Below are 22,204 nucleotides of genomic sequence, written 5' to 3'. Positions count from 1 at the left end.
ATTATGCGCCAGGTTCATCTAATAAATCAATAAATTCAACTGCATCTGTCTCCATACGTAAGATCAAACGCTCAACCATCATATTTAGGATATGGTAACCAATATATGCTAAGATACCAACTGTTAAGCCAGATGCCGAAGCTACCATCTTCACATAAAGACCTCCGGATACTGAACCAATATCAATACCACCAGCCATCTCTACTTCATGGAAAATTGTAATTACTCCAAAAATTGTTCCTACGAAACCAAGCATCGGCGCAATACCTGCAATAATACCTAGAATATTAATATTCTTTTCCAATTTAGCAACCTCAAGTTTACCTACATTCTCAATAGCACCTTCAATATCTTTGATTGGACGTCCTACACGTAGTAATCCCTTTTGCAACATACGTCCCAATGCTGAGTGACTTGAACGGCAAACTGCTAAAGCAGCGTCCAATTTACCAGAAAGCACACTTGCTTTTACTTGTGACATTAGTGAAACATCATACTTTGCAGCTTTACGAATAGTCAGAAAACGCTCAAAAAAGATGATCAAACCAATAAACAACAATAATAAAATGGGAACCATAATCCATCCCCCCTTCATCATCATTTGAATTAAGCTCAAATTTTCGTCTCTTACTACAGGTACTGCTTGCTGTGCAGCTTGATTAACGGTGTCCAAAAGATTGCTGTCGCTTTGAATCAATGACATAATAATTTATAATTTTAAAATTGTTTATATTAGACTATTTCGCTATTTTCTCTACCCATGCTCCTGAAAAAGTCTTCGCGACAGTTGCCTGGTCCCGATCTGCTTCTTCTTTTGTCATGTAGGTATCCCAAATCACACGTTTTTTATTTCTTTTAAATTTGCTATCAACTGCCCGCACAGTTTGATAACCTTTTTTACGCAACCTCTGCACTTCCTCTTCTGCCAATTCCATTGTTTTTGGCGTGGCAATAACCAATTGATAATTTGGCTGTGCTACAGGTACTGATTCTTTTACGACTACCGTTTCCTTTAGTGTTGTTTGAAGTGCTGCTGTATCCACTTTTAAAGAATCAACTATTGCAGTTGAATCTTGCTTCAATTGTATACTATCGATTTTAGGTAGTGTATCCACTGGTGCGGGAACGACGACCGGTGCTGTTGCTTGTTTCTTTCCAAACAATTGATCTTTCAATGAAGGATTAAGCAAGAAAGCAACAATAACAGATACCACAATAATGATCGCTGCTGAAATATAATACCAAACTGTATTTGATTTAGTACTTCTTTCCTGATAAAATACCGCTGGATCAGTTTCTACTCTTTCGTCAATCGTTTCCGATACAGGTTCATGTATTATCGGCGCTACAGGTATTTCAACTGGTGAAGGTGTTACCACTACCGTTTCAGGTACGATTTCCTCTTCTACTTGCTCTGTATCTGCCGGTTCATCCTCGATAATATCTTCCACGGGTTCCTCTAGTTCAGTCGGAGAAAATGGAATATTTTCTTCCAATTCACGATCGGGAATAACAGTCTCTATTTCTGGAGCAATAACATGTCTGATCGGTTCAAAATTAAAACCTGAGAGATCTAATGGTTTAAAAACTAAACTTGAACCATAGCTCACAATGTGTCCTAAGTCTTCAAGTTTAGCCTGTCCATTTTGGATCAATTGATCCTTTAAATCAGCAACAGCATCCTGCAACACCTGAGTTGCGGCATCAAGATTCAGGTTTTGCTGTTGTTGTATGTAATGAATAAAATTAAAACCACTTTCAGCTGTAGAATCAAATTCCACATAAGAAATAGGTGGTAAAAACAGGTCGCGCTGCTTATCGAACTGAGCTGCGGAATGCTTTCTTTTGAACACCCCCAAGCCCATAACGTAAACTTCAGCGTAACGCTTTAATAGATTATTGATGTTTTTACCTAAATTCATTCTTGTTCCTTATTTGCTAACGCAAAGTTATAATCTTCTTGTATTAAAAAGAAAAGTTTATACCACCAATTATATTAAAACCTAAACGTGGGTAGTATTGATAGCGCTCGTACTCTTTTCCAAAGATATTATTAGCCTTTACAAAAACACCCAATTGCTTTTTAATCCGGTACTCTGCTCCTGCATTAAAATCTGCAAAAGAAGGGATGGTTACTTTACTTGGATTTTCAGATCTTACTGTTGCACTTGTATATGTATAAGCTAAAGCGGAAGTCTGCCCTTGTGTAGATAATTCAGCATCTACAAAGAATTTATCCGAAATATTGAATCTTGCATTGGCTAAGAAACGGAATTTCGGCAATGACCATGCCTCTTCATTATCTTTCACTTGGTAATCATCGATATTAAGTTTACCGCTTAAATTAACCAATTGTGAAACACGGACATTCATCTCACCCTCTATACCAAAATGAGTTGCTTTACTTGAATATCCATCATAAATGACATCAAATTTGTAGGGAACAAAACCGCCTCCTAATTCTTCTCTACTATTCACATACAAAGGAAGTCCTTCGATCTGCTTGTAAAATGCTTTTACTTTATAGCCAAAATTTGCTCCTGCATTACCCTTTAATCCTGCATATACATTTAGTTTTTCAAGAGTATTGCGTACATCAATATTGCTATTTAAGTAAGGATTTTCTTTTGCAAAACCACGTAATGATCCTTGTTTAACACCTCCATTTGCACCTGCAAATAAGTATACATACTGCGGTACAACTGCAAAATCAGCTTCCACTGTTGGAAAAACATTAAAACGGCTGGTATCTCCAAACTCAGAAACGAGATTGGCACCCAAAGTAACATTATAATTATCACCTTTAAATTTAATGTATGGATTGATCGATGCTACATGATTTTTTGTTGCCACCTTAACATCTTCAACTGAGTTAAAGCTAGCACTTAGATTAGCCCCCACATTAAATGTATTGACTTTTTTATTCACATAACCGGATATGGCGAATGAATTTTCTTTAGCATCATATTTATCTTTAAAAAGATAAGCATCTGCTTTCGCAGAATAGCTTACCGCCCCGGCCTTATCCACATCTGCATTACTTGTCAGTTCACCGTTGAAATAGATATCATTAAAAGCTTGTGCCTCTGGCGTGGTATTGATTAAATTAGAACTGTTATCAAACACCTGTCCGTAGAAGTTTGTCGAATAACGATTATATCCTAAAGTTCCATTTACTGTAAAAGGTTCGTAAACACGACGGCCAAAAATACCGACATCCTGTGTAGCGAACTTCTGACCTTCAATACTGCCTTTTTGGTTTAAGTGCTTGGCAAATAATCCGAATCGTGTATTTTCAAATTTATCGACGGCCAAATATGCTTCTCCTAAGATGGTATTGTAGTTTCCTACACCAAATTTAACATAGTTACTTGTTTGATCAGCAAGTTGTGAGAAAGGCAATTCTTTCACATTTAACTCACGCAATCCAGTATTGATATCGAGTTTCTTATCTGAAATATTATTATAGCTCAACTTAGGCTGATACTCCCTTTTATTGGTCATATCAGGACTACGACGGATTTTTACCGCATCTGCAAGAATAGGTTTATAATCACGTACGACATCAAAAGAATCAATTGTCACTGGTGTAGCAGGATCAACTTTTTTTGGTGTTTCTTGTGCAAAGGAGTGCATTCCAGCTCCCAATAACAAGGTTGCTAATGTATATTTCTTCACTGTTGTATTGTGCAACTTCTTCATTATTTCCTATTTCTTTTTGTTCAATTTTTCTAGACGAGCTTTTGCTGTTGGCAAAATATCATCCTTACCGTCATAATTCTCAATCACACTTTCTAAAGTAGATTTCGCCTGGAAGTTATCTCCTTTTCCTACGTAAGCATCTGCCATTAGTATAAAACTTTTTGCAACCCAGTAATCATAAGATGAAAACGAATCTGAAACATCAAAAGCAGATTTAATAGCGGCTTCGTATTCTTTATTTTCATACTGCATCAAAGCAACATTATAGCGTGCTTCGGCACCAATAACTGTACGGCTCTTCAATGCCGCTAAATTAAATTCCTTCAGCGCTTCTGCACGCTTACTTTGTTTCAAATATGCTTTACCTGCATAAAGTGATGCATTTGCGATCTCTTCCTCAGATGATTTTTCGTAATTTCTTACTGCATTGGAATAATTCAATGCTTCTTTATAGTCACCGATCTCGAAATAGCTGACCATTAAATTGTTGATCGCATAGCTGTAATTAGATTTATACTCAGAAGTCAATTCTAATTTTTTCAACAGTTGTGTTGCTTCATTATATTTCTTCTGTTTCAAATATAAGCGTGATACACTCACCAAAGTACGTTCTGTATAAGCGCTTGTCCAGTCATTCAAGATAATGTTATAGTCATGTAAGGCCTCATCGGTATGACCTAAAGCAGCATTACTTTCAGCGCGGATAAAACGTGCATATTTCTCTTGAATAGGCTTAGGGAATTTATCAAAATAAGCATTCACGGCTTCAACTGCACCTTGGAAGTTTGATCTTGAGAATAGCGTTGTTGCTGTCGAAAATGTACGGCTATCCTGCTCAGATGTTGTTAAATTTCCAATATTGGTACCAGTAGCATATTTGATATAACCAGTAGCATCACTATTGTCTAAATAGATATTTTCAATAGAACGCATTGCTTGTTTAGCTTCATCCGTTGTTGCATATTGATCCACTACGCGTTGGAAAGTCTTTAAAGCAGCTTCGTTATTATCTTGATTATATTGTACTAAACCGATTGTTACCAAAGCACGAGGTACATAACTGCTACGTGGATATTTCTCCACCATCGTTTGCAGACCTGAAATAGCTTGGTCGGACTGTCCCATTAAGAAATAAGTGTATGGGATCTCAAAAGAAACGTCATCGGCATAATTTGATGTCGGATATTTAGCAATTACAGACTTCAGCGTGGCAATTTTACCTTCATTATTTCCCTGTAGTCCCTGAATGATACCACGTTGGAATAATGCGTAATCTTGACTTGCTGCTTTCCCATTAATCAATCGATCATACTGTTCCATTGCTTTACCGTAGTTCTTTGCTGAGAAATAGGAGTCTCCTAAACGAGCAATAGCATCGTTACGGGTATTCAACTCGATTCCTTTTGAACCACCTGTCGCTAAAAAGCGTTCAAAATAATTTGCAGATGTATTGTAGTTTCCATTTCTAAATGCAGCATATGCTAAAGCATAATTGGCATAATTGTAAACATCAGTTTTAGCAGCTGCTGGTAAACGTAAAAACTTATTAAAATTCGTTACGGCTTCTCCATATTTACGAACTTCATACATTGCCTCTGCTTTCCAGTAGGTAGCTAACGCATAGATTTCTTCATCATAACGATTTGCTTCAGAACGCATGAATAATGAAATTGCATTTTCAAATGCACGTTCGTTATAATATTCTAAACCTCTATAGTAAGTTACTTTTTGATAAGCGACATTTGCTTCTCTACCTCTTTTCTGAATGGTCTCTAAGATATCAACAGCTTCGCGGTAGTTCTTTGTACTCAATAAAACTTCAGCTAATAAAGTTTTCGCTTCTTCCTGACGTTTTGATTTTGGATAAGTTTTCAGATATTCCTGAGTGGAAGCTAATGCTACTTGATGGAATTCCAATTCGTAAGAAAGCTTAGCATAGTTAAATAATCCTTCTTCTTGTAGATCTTTATCAAAATCTAATTTTGAGGCTTTGAAGAATGCGTTACGTGCTGCTTGCTTATTTCCTTTTTTCAAGAATGAATCTCCCAATGTAATCATCGCACTTTGATAATATGCATCAGGTTCTGTCATTTTTTCCAATTCAGTAATCGCTTTATCATAGTCTTTTAATTTGTAAGCGATATAACCGATTTGGTAGCTGTCTTGATTATTCTGTGTTTTTCCTTGATCTTGCGCCTGGAACTTATCGTAGTAACTTTTGGATGATTTTAAATCTCCTTTAATAAAATATGTCGCCGCTAGGATACGGAATAATTCAGTTTCATTCTCCTGTTTCGTGCGTTGCATGATAGGCAATGCATAATCCAAAACGTCATCATAACGTTTATCCAAGAAATACAAAGCTGTAATGTAATAAGGATAACTTGTTTCAAATGTTTTTGAACCATTCAAACGTTCAAACTCATTTAATGCCGTTTTATACTCAGCATCTAAATAACATAAATAAGCATAGTAATAAATTGATGCTTCCTGATACTCAGACTTTTGATCTTTTAATGTTTCAAAAAGTGGTTTGGCAGTAGTATAATTCTTTGTTGTAAAGTAAGAATATCCTAATTTAAAACGGTATTCCAGACTTTCATTACCTGCAAGATTTTTACTATCGATTTTGGTAAACCACTCAATAGCTTTTACATAATCTTTCTTAGCATAGTAAGATTTTCCAATTTGAAAGTATGCTGCTTTTGCGTTAGCACTACTTGGATAGTCTTTAATATATTTCAAAAACTGTGCTTCGGCATCTGTTTCACCCAACTCTAAAGCACACACTGCTTGATAGTAGCGCACATTTTCTTTCAATAGCGTTAGTTCTTCGGTTTCATCCAATTGCAACGAGGATTTTGTCCGTAACGCTTCTACACGATTAAATTGTTCTGAAGCAGATGTAAATTTGCCTCTTTCAAACAACTCCATCCCGGACTTGTATGCTTTGTTGATTTGTTGCCATTCTGTTTGCTGTGCTAAAGCTGGTGTCGCCATCAAACTTAGCGCAAACCCTACCTGGTAAATCTTTTTATACATAATATGTGAAATATTTTATATGTTTTTATTTTGTATTGCAAGTACTTAGCTCAAAAAAGCGAAGTAAAATTCATAGTAATATTCAAAGTACTAAATTAAGCCTAAAATAAGGAGTTTTCCTCAAAAGTTATTCACAATTGTTAACATTATCCAAAGTATAACGTATTTAATACAAAAAAAATATGCCTGATTTAAAAATAAAAAATCAGGCATATTGATCTATATTGACAATTAATGCTATCCGCGCTGTCCTGCCAATAGGTAAAGTACAGCCATACGTACTGCTACGCCATTTTCTACTTGATCTAAAATAATAGAGTGCGCGCTATCTGCAACGTCCGAAGTAATCTCTACCCCTCTATTAATAGGTCCTGGATGCATAATTGTTATTTCTTTATCCAATGAATCCAACAGTGTTTTATTCAATCCATACAACATGGTATATTCTCTTAGGGATGGAAAGTAAGCGATATCTTGTCTTTCCAGCTGGATGCGTAACATATTGGCTACGTCACACCAGTTCAAAGCTTTCATTAAGTCATGCTCCACTTTTACTCCTAATGAAGTAATGTATTTAGGAATCAATGTTGTTGGTCCGCACACCATCACTTCAGCTCCCTGTTTTTGTAAACATAGAATATTGGATAGTGCTACACGTGAATGGGTGATATCACCTATTATGGCAACTTTACGTCCTGCGACATCTCCAAAGCGTTCACGAATGGAGAAAGAATCTAACAAAGCTTGAGTCGGGTGTTCATGTGCTCCGTCGCCAGCATTAACAATTTGTGCGTTAACATGCTTACTTAAAAACACACCTGCTCCGGCATAAGGATGACGCATAACAATCATATCAACCTTCATCGCTAAGATATTATTGACGGTATCGATCAATGTCTCACCTTTACTTACAGAAGAAGAGGAGGCTGCAAAATTAACGATATCTGCAGAGAGTCTTTTTTCAGCTAGCTCAAATGATAAACGTGTACGGGTAGAATTTTCAAAGAAGACATTTGCGATTGTAATATCACGAAGTGAAGGAACTTTTTTGATGGGCCTGTTTAAAACTTCTTTAAAGTTGCTCGCTGTATTTAGAATTAATTGAATATCAGACTCATTCAAATCTTTTATTCCTAACAAATGACGTGTACTTAATTGTTCAGCTGTTGATGACATTTTTAATGTATTCAGATTTTCTTTATTCTATTTCTTTTCTGTTACCAAGATAATACTATCTTGATTATCCAACTCTTGCCAGTTCACGATCACTTTCTGAGAATCAATAGAATCCACTTGGATTCCAATGTAATCGGGCTGGATCGGAATCTGTCTCGAAAAACGGCGATCAACCAGAACCAATAGTTCGATACGTTCAGCGCGACCAAATGCTTGGATTGCATCCATTGCAGAACGAATGGTTCGACCAGTCCAAAGGACGTCATCCATTAAAATGACTTTCTTACCTTCTACAATAAAATTAATGTTTGTGCTGTTAGCTAAAATGGGACCATCGTTTCCTTTTCTACGAAAATCATCACGATAAAATGTAATATCCAAATCACCACTTAAAATTGAAGTACCTAACATCTTCTCTAATTCCTTGACAATGCATTTGGCTAAGAAAGTTCCGCGAGGCTGTATACCAATTATAACTGTATTTGAAAAATCTCCATGATTCTCAATCAATTGACGACAAAGTCTTTGAATGGTAATCTGAAATTTTGGTCCATCTAATAAAATCGACTGTTTCATTAAGGGAATGTTTAAGCAAACGTACCACTTTTTTTGAAAAAATCCGAATAAAAGATGAATTTAATATATCCAACGTCCCTAATCTTTATTCAATCGGAGATGCTTTCTTTTTATTGATCAACCAATATACAGGAAGTCCTAAAATAATAAGAATAAATCCTGGCCAGGTATACTGTGGTTTATACAGGATGAGCAAAATACAGAAAGTGGCGCCAATAACAAGATAAATAACCGGAACAATGGGATAACCCGCAGTTTTATAAGGGCGATCCAATGTTGGTGCTTTAAATCTTAACCAAATAACGGCAAACACCGTGATCATGTAGAAAAGCACAATAACAAAGGATATCATATCGAGCAAATCGCCATACTGACCACTTAAACAAAGTAACGATGCCCATATACCTTGCAACCATAAAGATCTTTCGGGAACTTGATATTTATTATTGGGTATCGCTTGTTTTAAGAACAGCCCATCTTTTGCCATACGCTGAAATACTCTTGCGCCGGATAACACAATACCGTTGACACAACCAAATGTGGATATCATGACTAAAATGGCCATAATGATCGTACCTGTTTCACCTAAAATTTTATGTGCAGTGGCTACTGCTACCCGATCATTGACTGCAAATGCAATTTCATCTCTGCTTAAAGCGGCAAGATAAACATAGTTACATAGCAGATACAATACCATAACTAAAGAAGTTCCAATAACCATCGCACGAACGACGTTTCGTTTTGGATTTTCAATTTCCCCAGCTATAAATGTGACATTTTCCCAGGCTACACTGCTAAAAACCGATCCGACCATTGCCGCAGCTATACCTCCTAACAGAATACCACCACTGATATCTGTCCAACCGAGGCCCTTTAAATTTTGATAGGAACTTAAACCATAACTCAGGTTTTCTGAAAAATGATTCTCCTTAATCATAAATATACCACCTATGATCAACAGAATTAATGCAATTATTTTTGATGATGTAAAAAAAGACTGAATCATTTTACCACTTCGCACTCCCTTCGTATTAATAAAGGTGAGGGCTAAAATAATGAACATGGCTAATATCTGAATCCAGGTGATCTTAAATGATCCATTTTCATATAAGGGCGGGGCATTATTAAGTTCAGGAATGAGATAGGCTGTAAATTTACCGAATGCCACAGCAACCGCTGCAATAGTTCCTGTCTGAATGACGGTAAAGAGACTCCAACCATATAGGAAGCCCGTCATTTTTCCAAAAACTTCTGTTAAATAGGTATATTGACCTCCTGCTTTAGGAAATAAAGCCGATAACTCACCGTAACAGATTGCTGCCGATACAGTCATTATTGCAGTAATAATCCAAACAATAATCACCCACCATCCGGAACCCAATTGCCGCATCATGTCCGATGAAACAATAAAAATACCGCTTCCAATCATTGATCCCATTACAATCATAATGGCATCCCAAAGTTTGAGTTGTCGATTCATATATTTTAGGTTGGTTACCTGACAACAAACTTACAAATATTCCTGAAAAACAACAGGTTGTCGAAAAATAAAAAATGCCTTCATTTCTAACTAAAATAGAAATGAAGGCATAACAGTTTTGCGTATATTTAAATGCTTTATTGAAGTGAATTTTAGTCCTATCCAAAAAACTTAGATGGATCAAAACCATGCTCTTTCAAAACATCGTCGGGCACACCTGTCCACACTCCTGGTGTGTTTCCTTTAAAACCGATAGCCTTTACACCGATTTCACTGGTATAAAATCCAGAAGACGTTAGGTTACGCATCAGCGAGAAAAAAGCAACTCCTTGTTGCATTTCAGGTCTTGCTAATTCGGGATATGCAATATCATCTACAATTGCCAATTGCTCCTGTTGCTTACAGTTTACAAATGCTTGACCATATCTTTTTTGACTGTGTACATCCAGCCATTTCAGTCCGCCACGCATCGGGATTTTATTATCCGGTAAATCTTTAACGATAAACTCGATAAAATCTGGTACTCCGGCATCCGTAGCACTTCCAGAAGATGCATCCTTCGGTATGATGATATCTGCTAAAACAGTTATTGTTGCAAACTCATGTTCATTAAAGAATTTTTCTTCTTGTAATGCTTTAGTACGTTCGTATTCAAAATCCTGAATTCCGGGGATTCTGTCTGCTGCATCTGCAACAGCAGTTTTACTATTATCGGTTTTACAGGAGCCTGCCAATAGACCAGTCCCAGCAGCGATCAGCCCTAATGCTTTTAGTGATTCTCTTCTATTCATGAGTTCTAGCTATTTAAATTTTTCTTTTCCTGTAAAATATATTCTGCTGTACGCATTGACAGGGCCAGGATAGTCCAAGTCAAATTTTTATCACCCTGTTGTACAAATGGCCCGGCATCTACAACAAACAGATTTTTACAATCATGTGCTTGCCCCCATTTGTTCAGAGCTGAAGTTTTAGGATCATTTCCCATACGTGTGGTGCCACCTTCGTGGATAATTTTTCCTGGTGCTTCTAAACCATACAATGTATCTGCTCCCGGAATCTTTGAGGTTATCACAGCTCCCATTTCGTGCATAACAGACTGAAATGTTTCTTGCATATGCTTTGCCTGTGCAATCTCCTCGTTTGCCCATTTATAATGGAAGCGCAAGACGGGTATTCCAAATTTATCGACTTTATTGGGGTCTATTTCACAATAATTATCTATTCTGGCTAATGCCGTTCCTCTTCCTGCCATACCTACATTAGCACCGTAAAAACTGTTATAATCCTGTTTTAAAGATTCTCCATATCCACCTAATGGCTTTTGCTTACCATCAGGACCTTTTGCATTGTTATTTACATTGGGCACCCAGTTTAAAAAACCATAAGAAGGCATGTGTAAACCTCCTCCATACTCAATATGATAGCCACGAGGAAAATTAAGCTTCTTATTATCTTCCCACCATGGTGAGTAGATATGTACGCTACCAACTCCATCTTCATTATAACGTTTACGGTCTAACAATTGTGGTAAAAAACCGGAGAGACTTGCTCCCGTTGAATCATGAAGATATTTTCCCACAACACCACTGCTGTTCCCTACACCTCCTGGATGTGCTTTAGATTTCGAGTTAAGCATAATGCGTGCACTCTCACATGCACTAGCTCCTAATATGACTGTCTTTCCTTTCACCGCATATTCCTGCAAATCTTTGGTATCAACATATGAAACCCCGATAGCAATCCCTTCATCATTGGTCAGTACTTCACGAACCATGGCATTATCGATTACTTTTAGATTTCCGGTCTTTATTGCTGGTATCACCAAACAGGAAGATGAAGAAAAATCGCCATATACTTTACAGGCACGTCCACACTGCCCGCAATAAAAACATGTACCTCTACCTTTGATTTCTTTGGATACTTCCGTTAATACTGCTCCACGCCCCGGAATAACAGGTACCCCTGCTTTCTTTGCGCCCTTGGCTATATACAGCTCATTCAATCGTGGTTTTGGTGGTTTCATAAAGATACCATCAGGTTCGTTATGTATGCCTTCGACTGTACCATATACACCGATCATACGATCTACACGATCATAAAAAGGTTTAACTTCGTCATAGGTAATTGGCCATGCATCAGTAACACCATCTTTAGGTTTGAAATCATCAGGCCCCATGCGCAATGATATTCTGCCCCAGTGGTTGGTACGACCGCCTAACATACGGGCACGAAACCATTCAAATTCAGTACCTGCTACTTTACTATAAGGCTCTCCTTCAAGTTGCCATCCTCCGTATGCGGCATCAAAGTCGCCAAAAGGACGGGTCGTCGAGGCACCGCGTCGGGGAGATTCCCAAGGCCAGCGTAGCTGTTGAGAATCTTTTGCTGGGTCATAAAAAGGACCGGCTTCCAACATCAGCACTTTAAGGCCTGCATTGGCAAGTATATAACCCGCCATACCACCACCGGCTCCCGAACCGACGACAATAGCATCATAGACTTCTGTACTTTCCTTTATTTGATAATTTACCATAATCAATTTTTAATTTTCTTAGAAGCCGTTTATCTTACGATTGAAAAAAATAAAACAACATGCACTTCAAATCTGTTTGGTTATAATTAATTGTATAGATGAAAGGACAAATTAGGTAAAATTACTCAAAATCACAAAACCGTTTTATCGTTTTAGCGCTTTGTAAACAAGCCTTTACAATTACCCTCCCATCATCCCCTTTTTATGACCATAAACCATATCAAGACTAAAATAAAGTTAGTATAAAGGTGCAGTTAAGAAAATGACTTTTTAAAATGTCAGTATTAATGCTTGTTCATTCAAATATTTTTAATCTTGTAAAAAAATACCTCCATGGTCGATCACTTGTTCTAGTAGTTGTCTGCTAACAAAAATAATAGAGAAAAAAAGAGGGGCTTGCAAAACTGCAAGCCCCTCTTTTTTTCTACTAATCCATTATATTCCAAACTGCTTTTTATAATTTTCTTCAAGCTGTTGTATTTCTTGTAGTAATTTCGTCTCTTTTGTCTGAGATAAAATACTCTTATAAACACCCAGTGTTCTTAAGGCAGTTTCAATATTTGAATATTCCAATTCTGGTTTTGTCTGCGCAATAGCATTATAATAAGACATATTTTGAGTTAAGAACTGCAAATTACGCTTAACAATGTCGTTTGCTTTTTGAGTTTCACCGACACTGTATAAAACATTAATGATCGGTGTATAGTTTAAAACATCTCGCATCAAGAAAACACGTTTCGGCATTTTGTCGTACACTAACAAAGCTATTTCTTTCGCTTCTTTCTCTTTTCCTTGTTCCAAGAGCTGTGTTGCAGTACTTCCGGTTATTGAGTTGACAATTAAACCAATCATACGGTATGATTCTGGATCCAAGTAAGGTGATGTTGCCATATTTCCCCAAGCATACTTCTTGGTAATATCAGTATAAGCGGCTTCAGTATTTACAAGCGCTCCTGCATTTTCTTTTGCAACCTGAATAGGCATCAAACGATATGCAAAACCTTCCTGCACTAGGTACTTGTCTAGACCTAAGTAATTATCATTTGGAACTGTAGCTGCAAAGTAAATAGGTCTTTTCCAATTGTTATCTGCTAAAATAGATAAGATCGACAGTTCGGCTCTGGTTACATAATTCTTATTATAAGTCCATGCTAAAGTATCTGGAATCGTATTTTCCCATTCCTTTGGTACTGTTTTATTTTGGATAACCGCATTTCTATCTACCGCTAAAGCAAGATTTTTAGTTGGTAAGAAGTTCTCAAATTCACCAGAGTTCAACTGTGCCTTATTTTTAGCATCATCCGAAAGCATAAACTGTAAAACTAAATTTAAATCAGCATGTCCTGGAATTTGAACATCTTGAAAGTACATCACATCACGCACTCCTTTTTTAAATTTCTCTTTATCAATATTGATCGGTAACGCATCAGCATCATTTGCCTTTTTCTGCATTTGAGCCATATACCAATCGGCACTTAATAAACTTAAGTTTACGACACGTACATCTGTTCGTATACCTTCCACTTCCTGTGCATACCACAATGGATAAGTGTCGTTATCCCCGTAGGTGAATAAAATAGCATTAGGAGCACAGGATTCTAAGTAATCTTTAGCTAGATCACGTGCCGTTAATTTATGTGAACGATCGTGATCATCCCAGTTTTCTTTTGCTAATAAAACGGGTGCTGCAAGTAAACAAACCACTGTCGTAAGTCCTGCCGCTGTTTTAGGATTCATTTTCTTACCTAAGAAATCTGCTATCGCAAAGACTCCTAGTCCAATCCATATGGCAAATGCATAGAACGATCCAGCATAGGCATAATCACGTTCACGTGGTTGTAAAGGACTTTGATTTAAATAAAGAACAATAGCTAAGCCTGTAAAGAAAAATAACAATCCAACAACACCAGCATCTTTTTGTCTTTTACCGAAGTGCCAGAAAGCACCTATCAATCCTATAATTAGCGGTAAGAAGAAATACTTATTATTTGATGGATCGGTATTTAAAGAATCAGGAAGGGCATCCTGTCCACCGACCAACATTTGATCGATCGGTTTAATTCCAGAGATCCAGTTTCCTTCTGTAAAAGTACCGTGTCCTTGCTGATCATTTTGACGACCTGCAAAATTCCAAAGGAAATAACGACCGTACATATGACCGATCTGGTAATTAAAGAAGAATTTTAAGTTATCACCAAATGTTGGAGACTGTCCTTCACCCAATCTTAAATAGTCCTGATAATAGCCAGGATGACCATCTCTATTACTATACACACGAGGGAATAAAACTTCTTTATCGTATTGGTAAGTAGATCCTGTCTGGATTTTTGTATACTTATCTTTATCTTTTCTGTAAGAATAGGTAGGTTCTACTCCTGTAACTTTAGAATCAAAGTTAGGACCTTTAAATAAAGGCTCACTTGCATATTGCTCACGTCCTAAATAACTTAAGAAAGTAAAGGCATTTTCTGGATCACTATTATTTAACGTTGGATTTGCTTTTGCACGGATCATAATCATGGCAAATGAGCTGTATCCGAAAATAATAAAAGAAGCACTGATCATTACGATATTTAAGATCGGTTTTACTTTTTTGATCGAATACCAAATACCATAAGCTAATAATGCAACCAATAACACAACAAAAAATGTGAATCCTGATCCAAATCCCAATCCTAATGTATTGACGAAGAATAAATCGAAATAAGCCGCGAATTTAACCGAGTACTGAATGATACCCCATAAGATCACCGCTAAAACCACTACTCCTAATAAGAATGACTGAATAGCTCCTTTGCTTGTAATTGTCTTTGCTCTCTTAAAGTAAATAACAACTGCAATAGCAGGGATAACAAGTAAGTTTAATAAGTGAACGCCTATGGAAAGTCCCATTACGTATGCGATAAAAATCAACCAACGGTCAGCACCAGGTTCATCTGCATGGTTTTCCCATTTTAGAATACCCCAAAATACGACAGCTGTACATAAAGAAGACATGGCATATACTTCGGATTCTACTGCTGAGAACCAGAATGTATCTGAGAATGCATATGCTAAAGCTCCTACCAATCCTGATCCGAAGATCTTGATCAAATCTGCACTTGAATATGTTCCATCTACAGATTTTGTGACCACTTTTCGAGCTAATGCTGTAATAGTCCAGAATAAAAACAAAATGGTAATACCACTGCATACTCCAGATCCCACATTCATCCAAAAAGCAATTCTTGTAACATCTCCCCCTGCAAGGTTCGAGAATATATTTTGAATCATCAAAAATAACGGAGCACCTGGTTGGTGAACCACCTGCATTTTATATGCTGAGGCGATAAACTCACCGCAGTCCCACCAACTCGTTGACCTTTCTGCGGTTAACATATAAGTGACGGTAGCAATAATTGCGCAGGCCCACCCTAAAACATTGTTAATTTTAGTATAGTTCATATAATTATACTGTATAAAGATTATAATACGTTCCGAAAATAAGGATATTTAATAAGAAACGAATAAATTATATTTTTTTATACGCTTAAACTCAAATTTGTTACTGCCAGATAGGCTCTATACTAGGCAAAGAACTGGTCTTTCAGAATAAATTAAAAAATTATTAGCCTGAGAATCAATTAAAAGGCATTTACCGTTCATTTTTTATTTGCAGAAATGAAAAAGCGCCGTATATTTGCATCATCAAAAGTGACCAACACGCTTCCATAGTGTTACACTTTTGAGAATGTTTGCCCGATAGTATAAGGGTAGTACGACAGTTTTTGGTACTGTTTGTCTTGGTTCGAATCCAGGTCGGGCAACATTAAAAAAGGCTTACTTCGGTAAGCCTTTTTTGTTTTAATACATTTTCAAAAATACTTTCATGATGTATTAATCCAATCCTGTCTAAAGGGAGTATGTCCATAATGAATACTACCCCTAAAAGATAGTTCTCAATATTATTTCCACCAGTAGTAAATATGACACCTGTTAGTAGATACTATTCAAAAGAGTTTATCATACAATATACAGCTTGAGATAGGATTTTGAAATTCTACACTTTTTTAACACTAAAAATATCGTGGGTAACAGTCGAACTATTATAATAACAAAATTATGCAATCTGCTTGACTTTTACTTTTTCCTGCTCATAATGAGGCATTATTTAAATTTTTACATTTTTTTTTCGATTGAAATTTTGAAATTAAAAACATTTATCTAACTTTGCACCATCGAAAGGATAAAGGTTGACATGTCAATCGAATCTATAAGATAGATTGCTCGATAGTATAAGGGTAGTACGACAGTTTTTGGTACTGTTTGTCTTGGTTCGAATCCAGGTCGAGCAACTTTAAAAAGAAAAAAATGGATTGTTATAAAAACAATCCTTTTTTTTTAAGTCATTAGAAAGTAATTGGCAACATACAAACAGAAAATTCTATTCTAATCCACTATATCAAAAATAAAAAACCATGCCTTTGCAATTCAACACGGTTAAGTTATTCGCCGGTTCTGGCACTACAGAATTAGCAGAAAAAATCGCTACCTCCTACGGGAAACCTCTTGGAGATAAAACGTTATCTCGTTTTAGCGATGGAGAAATCCAACCTTTTTACAATGAATCAGTTCGTGGAAGCGATGTATTTATTGTTCAATCAACAAATCAACCAACAGACAATTTATTTGAATTATTGTTGATGATTGATGCAGCAAAGCGTGCTTCAGCCCATTACATTACTGCTGTAGTTCCTTATTTCGGTTTTGCACGTCAGGATCGTAAAGACAAACCACGCGTAGCCATTGGTGCTAAAATGATTGCTAATTTAATTACCGCAGCAGGTGCACACCGCATCATGACAATGGATCTACATGCGGCGCAAATCCAAGGTTTCTTCGATATTCCTGTTGATCACTTAGACGGTTCGATTATCTTTGTTCCTTACATCAAATCATTAAACCTTCCTAACTTAACGATTGCATCTCCAGACATGGGTGGTTCTTACCGCGCACGTACATTTGCAAAATTCTTCAATGCAGAAGTAATCATCTGTGACAAACGTCGTAAACGTGCCAACGAAATTGAATCAATGTCTATCATTGGTGATGTTACTGGTCAAGACGTTGTTTTGATTGACGATATCTGTGATACTGCAGGTACTTTATCAAAAGCAGCAGCTTTGATCATGGAAAGTGGCGCTAAATCTGTAAGAGCAGTATGTACACATGCTGTATTATCAGGTAAAGCTTACGAAACAATTGAAAACTCTGTATTATCTGAAATGATTGTTACCGATACCATTCAATTGGATCCAGAAAAAATGAAACAGTCGACTAAAATTAGAGTGTTATCTACTGCAGAATTATTTGGAAAAGCAATTAAGAATGTTAACCAACACGGTTCTATCTCTGATTTATTCGAAGTTGAATAAGTTAACCACTTAGAATTCAAAACATATAAAAAACCTTTCTCTTTATGGAGGAAGGTTTTTTTTGTTATAATATTAGCAATTACAGTAACATTATAACAAAAAAAACATATCTTTGCACCTTAAATTTTAATCAAATTAAAGATGAAATCAATTGCTATTAGCGGTTCTGTAAGACAGAGCGTAGGGAAAAGAGATGCGAAAGAATTGCGTTACGAAGGTAATATTCCTGCAGTTCTTTATGGTGGTTCTACACAAACTCACCTTTCTGTATCCGCAGCTGATTTGAAAGCAGTACTTTACACTCCAGAGGTTATCTTCATTGAATTAAACCTTGATGGAAAAACTGTAAAGGCTATCGTTCAAGACGCTCAATTCCACCCATTAACTGACTTAGTTACTCACGTTGACTTTTTAGAGTTGAATGATGAGAAAGAAGTTACGTTAAATATCCCTGTAACATTAACTGGTACTTCTCCAGGTGTTAAATTAGGAGGTAAATTAGTTCAAAAATTACGTAAATTACGTGTTAAAGCTTTACCTGGAAACTTACCTCAAGAAATTGCAGTTCCTATGGAATCTTTAGAAGTTGGTAAATCATTCCGCGTAGCTCAAGTAGTTTTAGAAAACGCTAAAGTTTTAAACAACTCTGACGATACGATCGTATCTGTTATCATGTCACGTGCTTTACGTCAAGCAGAAACAGAAGCTGCGAAAGCAACTAAAGGTGGTAAAAAATAATCTTTCGGGATTTATTAAACAGCTTATTAAAAGGCATCGAATTATCGATGCCTTTTTTTGTTAAGAAAAGTTTAGGGAATTAATTCTTAACACCATCTTAACATTGAATTTATCACGAATTAACAGTGTATCATTACTTTTGAGATCATCTTCAGGTCTCGACTTGTTTTATAAAAGTAATGAAAAAACACATTTTTGGATATCCTCAGATATTTCTTTTCTCCATCCTTATTTTGATTCAAAGTTGTGCTGATTCCGATCATGCGATCAAAATGAAAGGTTCAGACACCGAAGTGAACTTAGCTGTAAATCTTGCAGAAGAGTTCTCTAAAGAAAACGCTGATTTTAGTATAGCTATCTCCGGCGGAGGTTCAGGTCTAGGTATCACTGCTCTCCTCAATGGGCAGGCTGATATTGCAAATTCTTCACGTCCACTTACAGAGGACGAGATTGATCTCTTCAAAGAAAAAAATATTCCTTTAAGAACGGTTGTGTTTGCGGAAGATGCTACGGCATTTGTGGTGAATAAAGACAATCCTATTGACTCCATCAACCTAAAAGATCTAGCAGAAATTTTAGATGGGAAACAGGATTTCTGGTCTAAATTGTCAAACAGCAATTTACCGATCACCATTTACGGTAGACAGAGTAGTTCTGGAACTTATTCTTTTGTCAAGAAAAAATTAAAAATCAAATTCAGTCAAGCAGCGAAGGAGATGACTGGTAATTCGCAGATTTTAGAAAGTGTAAAACTGGATAAATCTGGTATTGGGTATGTTGGCGCAGGTTATATCTCTCAAAACACCAATGTTCAGCAAGGAATCAAAGTTTTAAAAATCATTGATAAAACGAATACAGCTGTATCGCCATTAGACCAAGAGGCCATCCGTCAAAATCGATACTACTTCCAGCGTCCGTTATTCCAATTTATTCCGGAATCATCATGGGAAAAAGTAGAACCGTTCATTTCATTTGAAAAAAATGCGAAAGGAAAAGCTTTAATCGAATCGTCGGGGTATTACGTTATTCATTAATAAAGGTTATGAAGTATAAAAATAGAATTTTAATTGATCGTGTCGCCCAGCACACTTTCAAATTGACAGGATATCTTGTGTTGGCACTTTTAGGTGGTATCTTCGGAATGTTACTCTACAATGCTATTTCTTTCTTTTTAGAAGTAAAACCATTGGATTTCCTAACGGGACGTGAATGGAACCCTACAGCTGCAACTCCTACCTATGGTATTTTACCATTGATCGTGAGTACAACAATTGTTGCATTTGGCGCTATGGTAATTGCGATCCCTTTGGGAATTGGTACAGCAGCTTACATTTCGGAATATGCAAGTCCTAAAGTTAAAAATATATTGAAACCCTTAATCGAAATGCTTGCTGCTATTCCTTCTGTTGTCATCGGTTTCTTAGGAATTGTATTGGTAGGACCCAAAATAGCATCGCTTACAGATCTTCCAAATGGACTAAATGCTTTAAACGGTTCTCTTTTACTTGCTATTATGGCATTACCGACCATCATCACCATTTCTGAAGATGCCATCCATGCTATTCCAAAAACTTATCGTGAAGGTAGCTATGCACTTGGCGCAAGTAAATGGCAGACGTTGATCAAAATTACTATTCCAGCAGCAGCTCCGGGAATCATTGCAGCCGTTATGCTCGGACTTGGAAGAGCTATCGGTGAGACCATGACGGTATTGATGGCAACTGGTAATGCCGCACTTTTTCCTAAGGACTTTTTTGACTCGGTCAAAACCATTACAGCAACAATTGCTATAGAAATGGGCGAAGTGCCTTTTCAGACAACACATTACTTTGCTTTATTTGCCATCGCAATTGTATTGTTCTTCATGACTTTAATAGCCAATCTGGTTGGTGAATATTTTATTAATCGTTTTAGAAAATATCATGCGGCTTAATTTTAAAAAAATAACTCCCATTATTGAATGGGGTTCATTATTACTTTCTACTGGATTAGTCTGTTTTTTCCTTATTGTCATCCTTTACGAAATTTTTTCAAAAGGCTGGTCTGCGATCTCGTGGTCTTTCATCACTGAATTACCAACCGATGGTATGACTAAAGGTGGCGTGCTTTCGCCAATAATCGGAACAGTTATCTTGACATTGATAACGGCGCTATTTGCAATTCCTTTTGGTGTCTGCTGTGCTATCTACTTAAATGAATATGCCAAAAACACATGGCTGACACGTACCATCAGAGCTTCTATACGTAACTTATCAGGTGTACCATCGATCATCTATGGTTTATTCGGATTAGCATTATTTGTGCAGGGCCTACATTTTGGAACTTCACTTTTATCTGCTGGTTTGACATTGGGGCTTTTATCCTTGCCCTATATCATAACGACAACGGAAGAGGCGTTACTACGTATTCCTGCGAGTATGCGTGAAGCGGCACTTGCTGTTGGGGCTACAAAATTTGAATCGATTAAAGATGTTGTGCTTCCGGCTTCATTGCCCGGTATCCTCACGGGTGTTGTTTTGACATTATCGCGGGCGGCAGGTGAAACAGCGCCAATTTTGTTTACCGGTGTTGCATTTTACATTACAGATGTGTCTGTTAACACTAGTCAGGAATTTATGGCTTTGCCTTATCACCTTTACATGCTGTCGACACAGCATCAATCTATAGAAGAAGTGCGTCCATTGGCTTATGGAACTGCACTCGTACTTATTATCGTGGTTTTCTTAATGAATTTAACCGCATTTTACATTCGTTATAAATACAGAAAAAATGACCAATAATTTATATACCAAAGATCTGAATATCTGGTTTGGCTCTAAACATGTTTTAAAGGGAATTGATATTGAGTTTCCTGAGAAAAAAGTAACGGCATTGATCGGTCCTTCCGGATGTGGGAAAAGTACTTTACTTCGCTCCTTTAACCGCATGCATGACCTCGTTCCTGATGCTAGAATTGAAGGAACTGTCAGTATCGACGGTCAAAATATTTATGAAAAAGGTATCTCGGTTACGGATATACGCAAGAGAATCGGCATGGTTTTCCAAAAAGCGAACCCATTTCCAAAAAGTATCCAGGAAAATATCGCTTACGGTCTGAAGCTGAACAATCTAGATGCAAATCCTGCTGTTATTCAAAAAGCTCTTGAAGAGGTGTATCTGTGGGATGAGGTGAAAGATGATCTTAAAAAACCGGCAACCCGTTTATCTGGTGGACAGCAACAACGTCTGTGTATTGCCCGTGCAGTTGCACTTCGTCCTGATGTTATTTTAATGGACGAACCTTGTTCGGCTTTGGATCCGGTGAGTACCCTAAAAATAGAGGAGCTGATCCATCAGTTAAAAGAACAGTATACAATTGTTATTGTGACACATAATATGCAGCAGGCACAACGTGTGGCTGATAAAACGATCTTCATGTATCTGGGTGAAGTGAAGGAAGAGGGTGCTACTTATGATATCTTTAACAATCCGCAACATGAAATTACGAAAAACTATATTAGCGGACACTTTGGATAAGAACTGAGTGTGCTATTTTGTTTGTTA

Annotated in this window: 16 protein-coding genes and 1 tRNA gene; 7 read left to right on the top strand and 10 right to left on the bottom strand. The window is 36.9% G+C overall.

What is annotated here, in order from left to right; translation table 11 throughout:
• Nucleotide 1: 1 nt before the first annotated feature.
• From EDF66_RS05990 to EDF66_RS05945, 10 genes are all read right to left on the bottom strand, one after another.
• Nucleotides 2-703: a MotA/TolQ/ExbB proton channel family protein gene (locus EDF66_RS05990; protein WP_132769018.1), complete on the bottom strand. Its 702-nt coding sequence runs from the start codon at nucleotides 701-703 to the stop codon at nucleotides 2-4.
• Nucleotides 704-737: 34 nt separating this feature from the next.
• Nucleotides 738-1,922, bottom strand: coding sequence for an SPOR domain-containing protein (locus EDF66_RS05985; RefSeq protein WP_132841247.1), 1,185 nt, complete (start codon nucleotides 1,920-1,922; stop codon nucleotides 738-740).
• A 43-nt stretch (nucleotides 1,923-1,965) separates the two neighbouring features.
• The gene (locus EDF66_RS05980) at nucleotides 1,966-3,702 is read right to left on the bottom strand and encodes a TonB-dependent receptor (protein WP_132841245.1); all 1,737 of its coding nucleotides are present in this window, start codon (nucleotides 3,700-3,702) and stop codon (nucleotides 1,966-1,968) included.
• Between the two features lie 6 nt (nucleotides 3,703-3,708).
• A complete protein-coding gene (locus EDF66_RS05975; RefSeq protein WP_132841244.1) occupies nucleotides 3,709-6,744 on the bottom strand; it encodes a tetratricopeptide repeat protein in 3,036 nt (1,011 codons plus the stop codon).
• Nucleotides 6,745-6,981: 237 nt separating this feature from the next.
• A complete protein-coding gene (locus tag EDF66_RS05970; protein WP_021188731.1) occupies nucleotides 6,982-7,920 on the bottom strand; it encodes an aspartate carbamoyltransferase catalytic subunit in 939 nt (312 codons plus the stop codon).
• A 27-nt stretch (nucleotides 7,921-7,947) separates the two neighbouring features.
• The gene (pyrR, locus tag EDF66_RS05965) at nucleotides 7,948-8,496 is read right to left on the bottom strand and encodes a bifunctional pyr operon transcriptional regulator/uracil phosphoribosyltransferase PyrR (protein WP_132841242.1); all 549 of its coding nucleotides are present in this window, start codon (nucleotides 8,494-8,496) and stop codon (nucleotides 7,948-7,950) included.
• A gap of 85 nt (nucleotides 8,497-8,581) precedes the next feature.
• Nucleotides 8,582-9,976 (bottom strand): APC family permease, encoded by a 1,395-nt coding sequence (locus tag EDF66_RS05960; protein ID WP_132841241.1) that lies wholly within the window; start codon nucleotides 9,974-9,976, stop codon nucleotides 8,582-8,584.
• Nucleotides 9,977-10,134: 158 nt separating this feature from the next.
• A complete protein-coding gene (locus EDF66_RS05955) occupies nucleotides 10,135-10,767 on the bottom strand; it encodes a gluconate 2-dehydrogenase subunit 3 family protein (RefSeq protein ID WP_132769030.1) in 633 nt (210 codons plus the stop codon).
• A 5-nt stretch (nucleotides 10,768-10,772) separates the two neighbouring features.
• Complete coding sequence (locus tag EDF66_RS05950; protein ID WP_132769032.1) at nucleotides 10,773-12,509, bottom strand: GMC oxidoreductase; 1,737 nt, start codon at nucleotides 12,507-12,509, stop codon at nucleotides 10,773-10,775.
• 435 nt (nucleotides 12,510-12,944) lie between these two features.
• Entirely contained in the window at nucleotides 12,945-15,953 is a 3,009-nt protein-coding gene (locus tag EDF66_RS05945) for a DUF2723 domain-containing protein (protein WP_132841240.1), read from the bottom strand.
• A 291-nt stretch (nucleotides 15,954-16,244) separates the two neighbouring features.
• Here EDF66_RS05945 and EDF66_RS05940 point away from each other — a divergent pair.
• From EDF66_RS05940 to pstB, 7 genes are all read left to right on the top strand, one after another.
• A tRNA-Gln gene (locus EDF66_RS05940) sits at nucleotides 16,245-16,315 on the top strand.
• Between the two features lie 651 nt (nucleotides 16,316-16,966).
• Entirely contained in the window at nucleotides 16,967-17,923 is a 957-nt protein-coding gene (locus tag EDF66_RS05930; RefSeq protein ID WP_021188717.1) for a ribose-phosphate pyrophosphokinase, read from the top strand.
• Between the two features lie 141 nt (nucleotides 17,924-18,064).
• Nucleotides 18,065-18,661 (top strand): 50S ribosomal protein L25/general stress protein Ctc, encoded by a 597-nt coding sequence (locus EDF66_RS05925; protein WP_021188716.1) that lies wholly within the window; start codon nucleotides 18,065-18,067, stop codon nucleotides 18,659-18,661.
• A gap of 179 nt (nucleotides 18,662-18,840) precedes the next feature.
• Entirely contained in the window at nucleotides 18,841-19,695 is an 855-nt protein-coding gene (locus EDF66_RS05920; protein WP_132841238.1) for a substrate-binding domain-containing protein, read from the top strand.
• A gap of 8 nt (nucleotides 19,696-19,703) precedes the next feature.
• Nucleotides 19,704-20,594: a phosphate ABC transporter permease subunit PstC gene (pstC, locus tag EDF66_RS05915; RefSeq protein ID WP_132841237.1), complete on the top strand. Its 891-nt coding sequence runs from the start codon at nucleotides 19,704-19,706 to the stop codon at nucleotides 20,592-20,594.
• Nucleotides 20,584-21,441: a phosphate ABC transporter permease PstA gene (gene pstA / locus EDF66_RS05910; protein WP_132769038.1), complete on the top strand. Its 858-nt coding sequence runs from the start codon at nucleotides 20,584-20,586 to the stop codon at nucleotides 21,439-21,441. Before pstC ends, pstA begins: the two co-directional genes overlap by 11 nt.
• Entirely contained in the window at nucleotides 21,431-22,177 is a 747-nt protein-coding gene (pstB, locus tag EDF66_RS05905; RefSeq protein WP_132841235.1) for a phosphate ABC transporter ATP-binding protein PstB, read from the top strand. The genes pstA and pstB overlap by 11 nt, the downstream gene beginning before the upstream one ends.
• Nucleotides 22,178-22,204: the final 27 nt, after the last annotated feature.

The sequence above is a fragment of the Sphingobacterium sp. JUb20 genome (assembly GCF_004342035.1).
Taxonomy (GTDB): Bacteria; Bacteroidota; Bacteroidia; order Sphingobacteriales; family Sphingobacteriaceae; genus Sphingobacterium; species Sphingobacterium anhuiense.
The sequence above is the reverse complement of the archived record's forward strand: the minus strand, read 5'-3'. Positions and strand labels throughout refer to the sequence as shown.

What these genes read in the sequence shown, in the direction of transcription:
- EDF66_RS05990 (WP_132769018.1), bottom strand. Translation starts at nt 703, where the DNA reads ATGTCATTGATTCAAAGCGACAGCAATCTTTTGGACACCGTTAATCAA.
- EDF66_RS05985 (WP_132841247.1), bottom strand. Translation starts at nt 1,922, where the DNA reads ATGAATTTAGGTAAAAACATCAATAATCTATTAAAGCGTTACGCTGAA.
- EDF66_RS05980 (WP_132841245.1), bottom strand. Translation starts at nt 3,702, where the DNA reads ATGAAGAAGTTGCACAATACAACAGTGAAGAAATATACATTAGCAACC.
- EDF66_RS05975 (WP_132841244.1), bottom strand. Translation starts at nt 6,744, where the DNA reads ATGTATAAAAAGATTTACCAGGTAGGGTTTGCGCTAAGTTTGATGGCG.
- EDF66_RS05970 (WP_021188731.1), bottom strand. Translation starts at nt 7,920, where the DNA reads ATGTCATCAACAGCTGAACAATTAAGTACACGTCATTTGTTAGGAATA.
- pyrR (WP_132841242.1), bottom strand. Translation starts at nt 8,496, where the DNA reads ATGAAACAGTCGATTTTATTAGATGGACCAAAATTTCAGATTACCATT.
- EDF66_RS05960 (WP_132841241.1), bottom strand. Translation starts at nt 9,976, where the DNA reads ATGAATCGACAACTCAAACTTTGGGATGCCATTATGATTGTAATGGGA.
- EDF66_RS05955 (WP_132769030.1), bottom strand. Translation starts at nt 10,767, where the DNA reads ATGAATAGAAGAGAATCACTAAAAGCATTAGGGCTGATCGCTGCTGGG.
- EDF66_RS05950 (WP_132769032.1), bottom strand. Translation starts at nt 12,509, where the DNA reads ATGGTAAATTATCAAATAAAGGAAAGTACAGAAGTCTATGATGCTATT.
- EDF66_RS05945 (WP_132841240.1), bottom strand. Translation starts at nt 15,953, where the DNA reads ATGAACTATACTAAAATTAACAATGTTTTAGGGTGGGCCTGCGCAATT.
- EDF66_RS05930 (WP_021188717.1), top strand. Translation starts at nt 16,967, where the DNA reads ATGCCTTTGCAATTCAACACGGTTAAGTTATTCGCCGGTTCTGGCACT.
- EDF66_RS05925 (WP_021188716.1), top strand. Translation starts at nt 18,065, where the DNA reads ATGAAATCAATTGCTATTAGCGGTTCTGTAAGACAGAGCGTAGGGAAA.
- EDF66_RS05920 (WP_132841238.1), top strand. Translation starts at nt 18,841, where the DNA reads ATGAAAAAACACATTTTTGGATATCCTCAGATATTTCTTTTCTCCATC.
- pstC (WP_132841237.1), top strand. Translation starts at nt 19,704, where the DNA reads ATGAAGTATAAAAATAGAATTTTAATTGATCGTGTCGCCCAGCACACT.
- pstA (WP_132769038.1), top strand. Translation starts at nt 20,584, where the DNA reads ATGCGGCTTAATTTTAAAAAAATAACTCCCATTATTGAATGGGGTTCA.
- pstB (WP_132841235.1), top strand. Translation starts at nt 21,431, where the DNA reads ATGACCAATAATTTATATACCAAAGATCTGAATATCTGGTTTGGCTCT.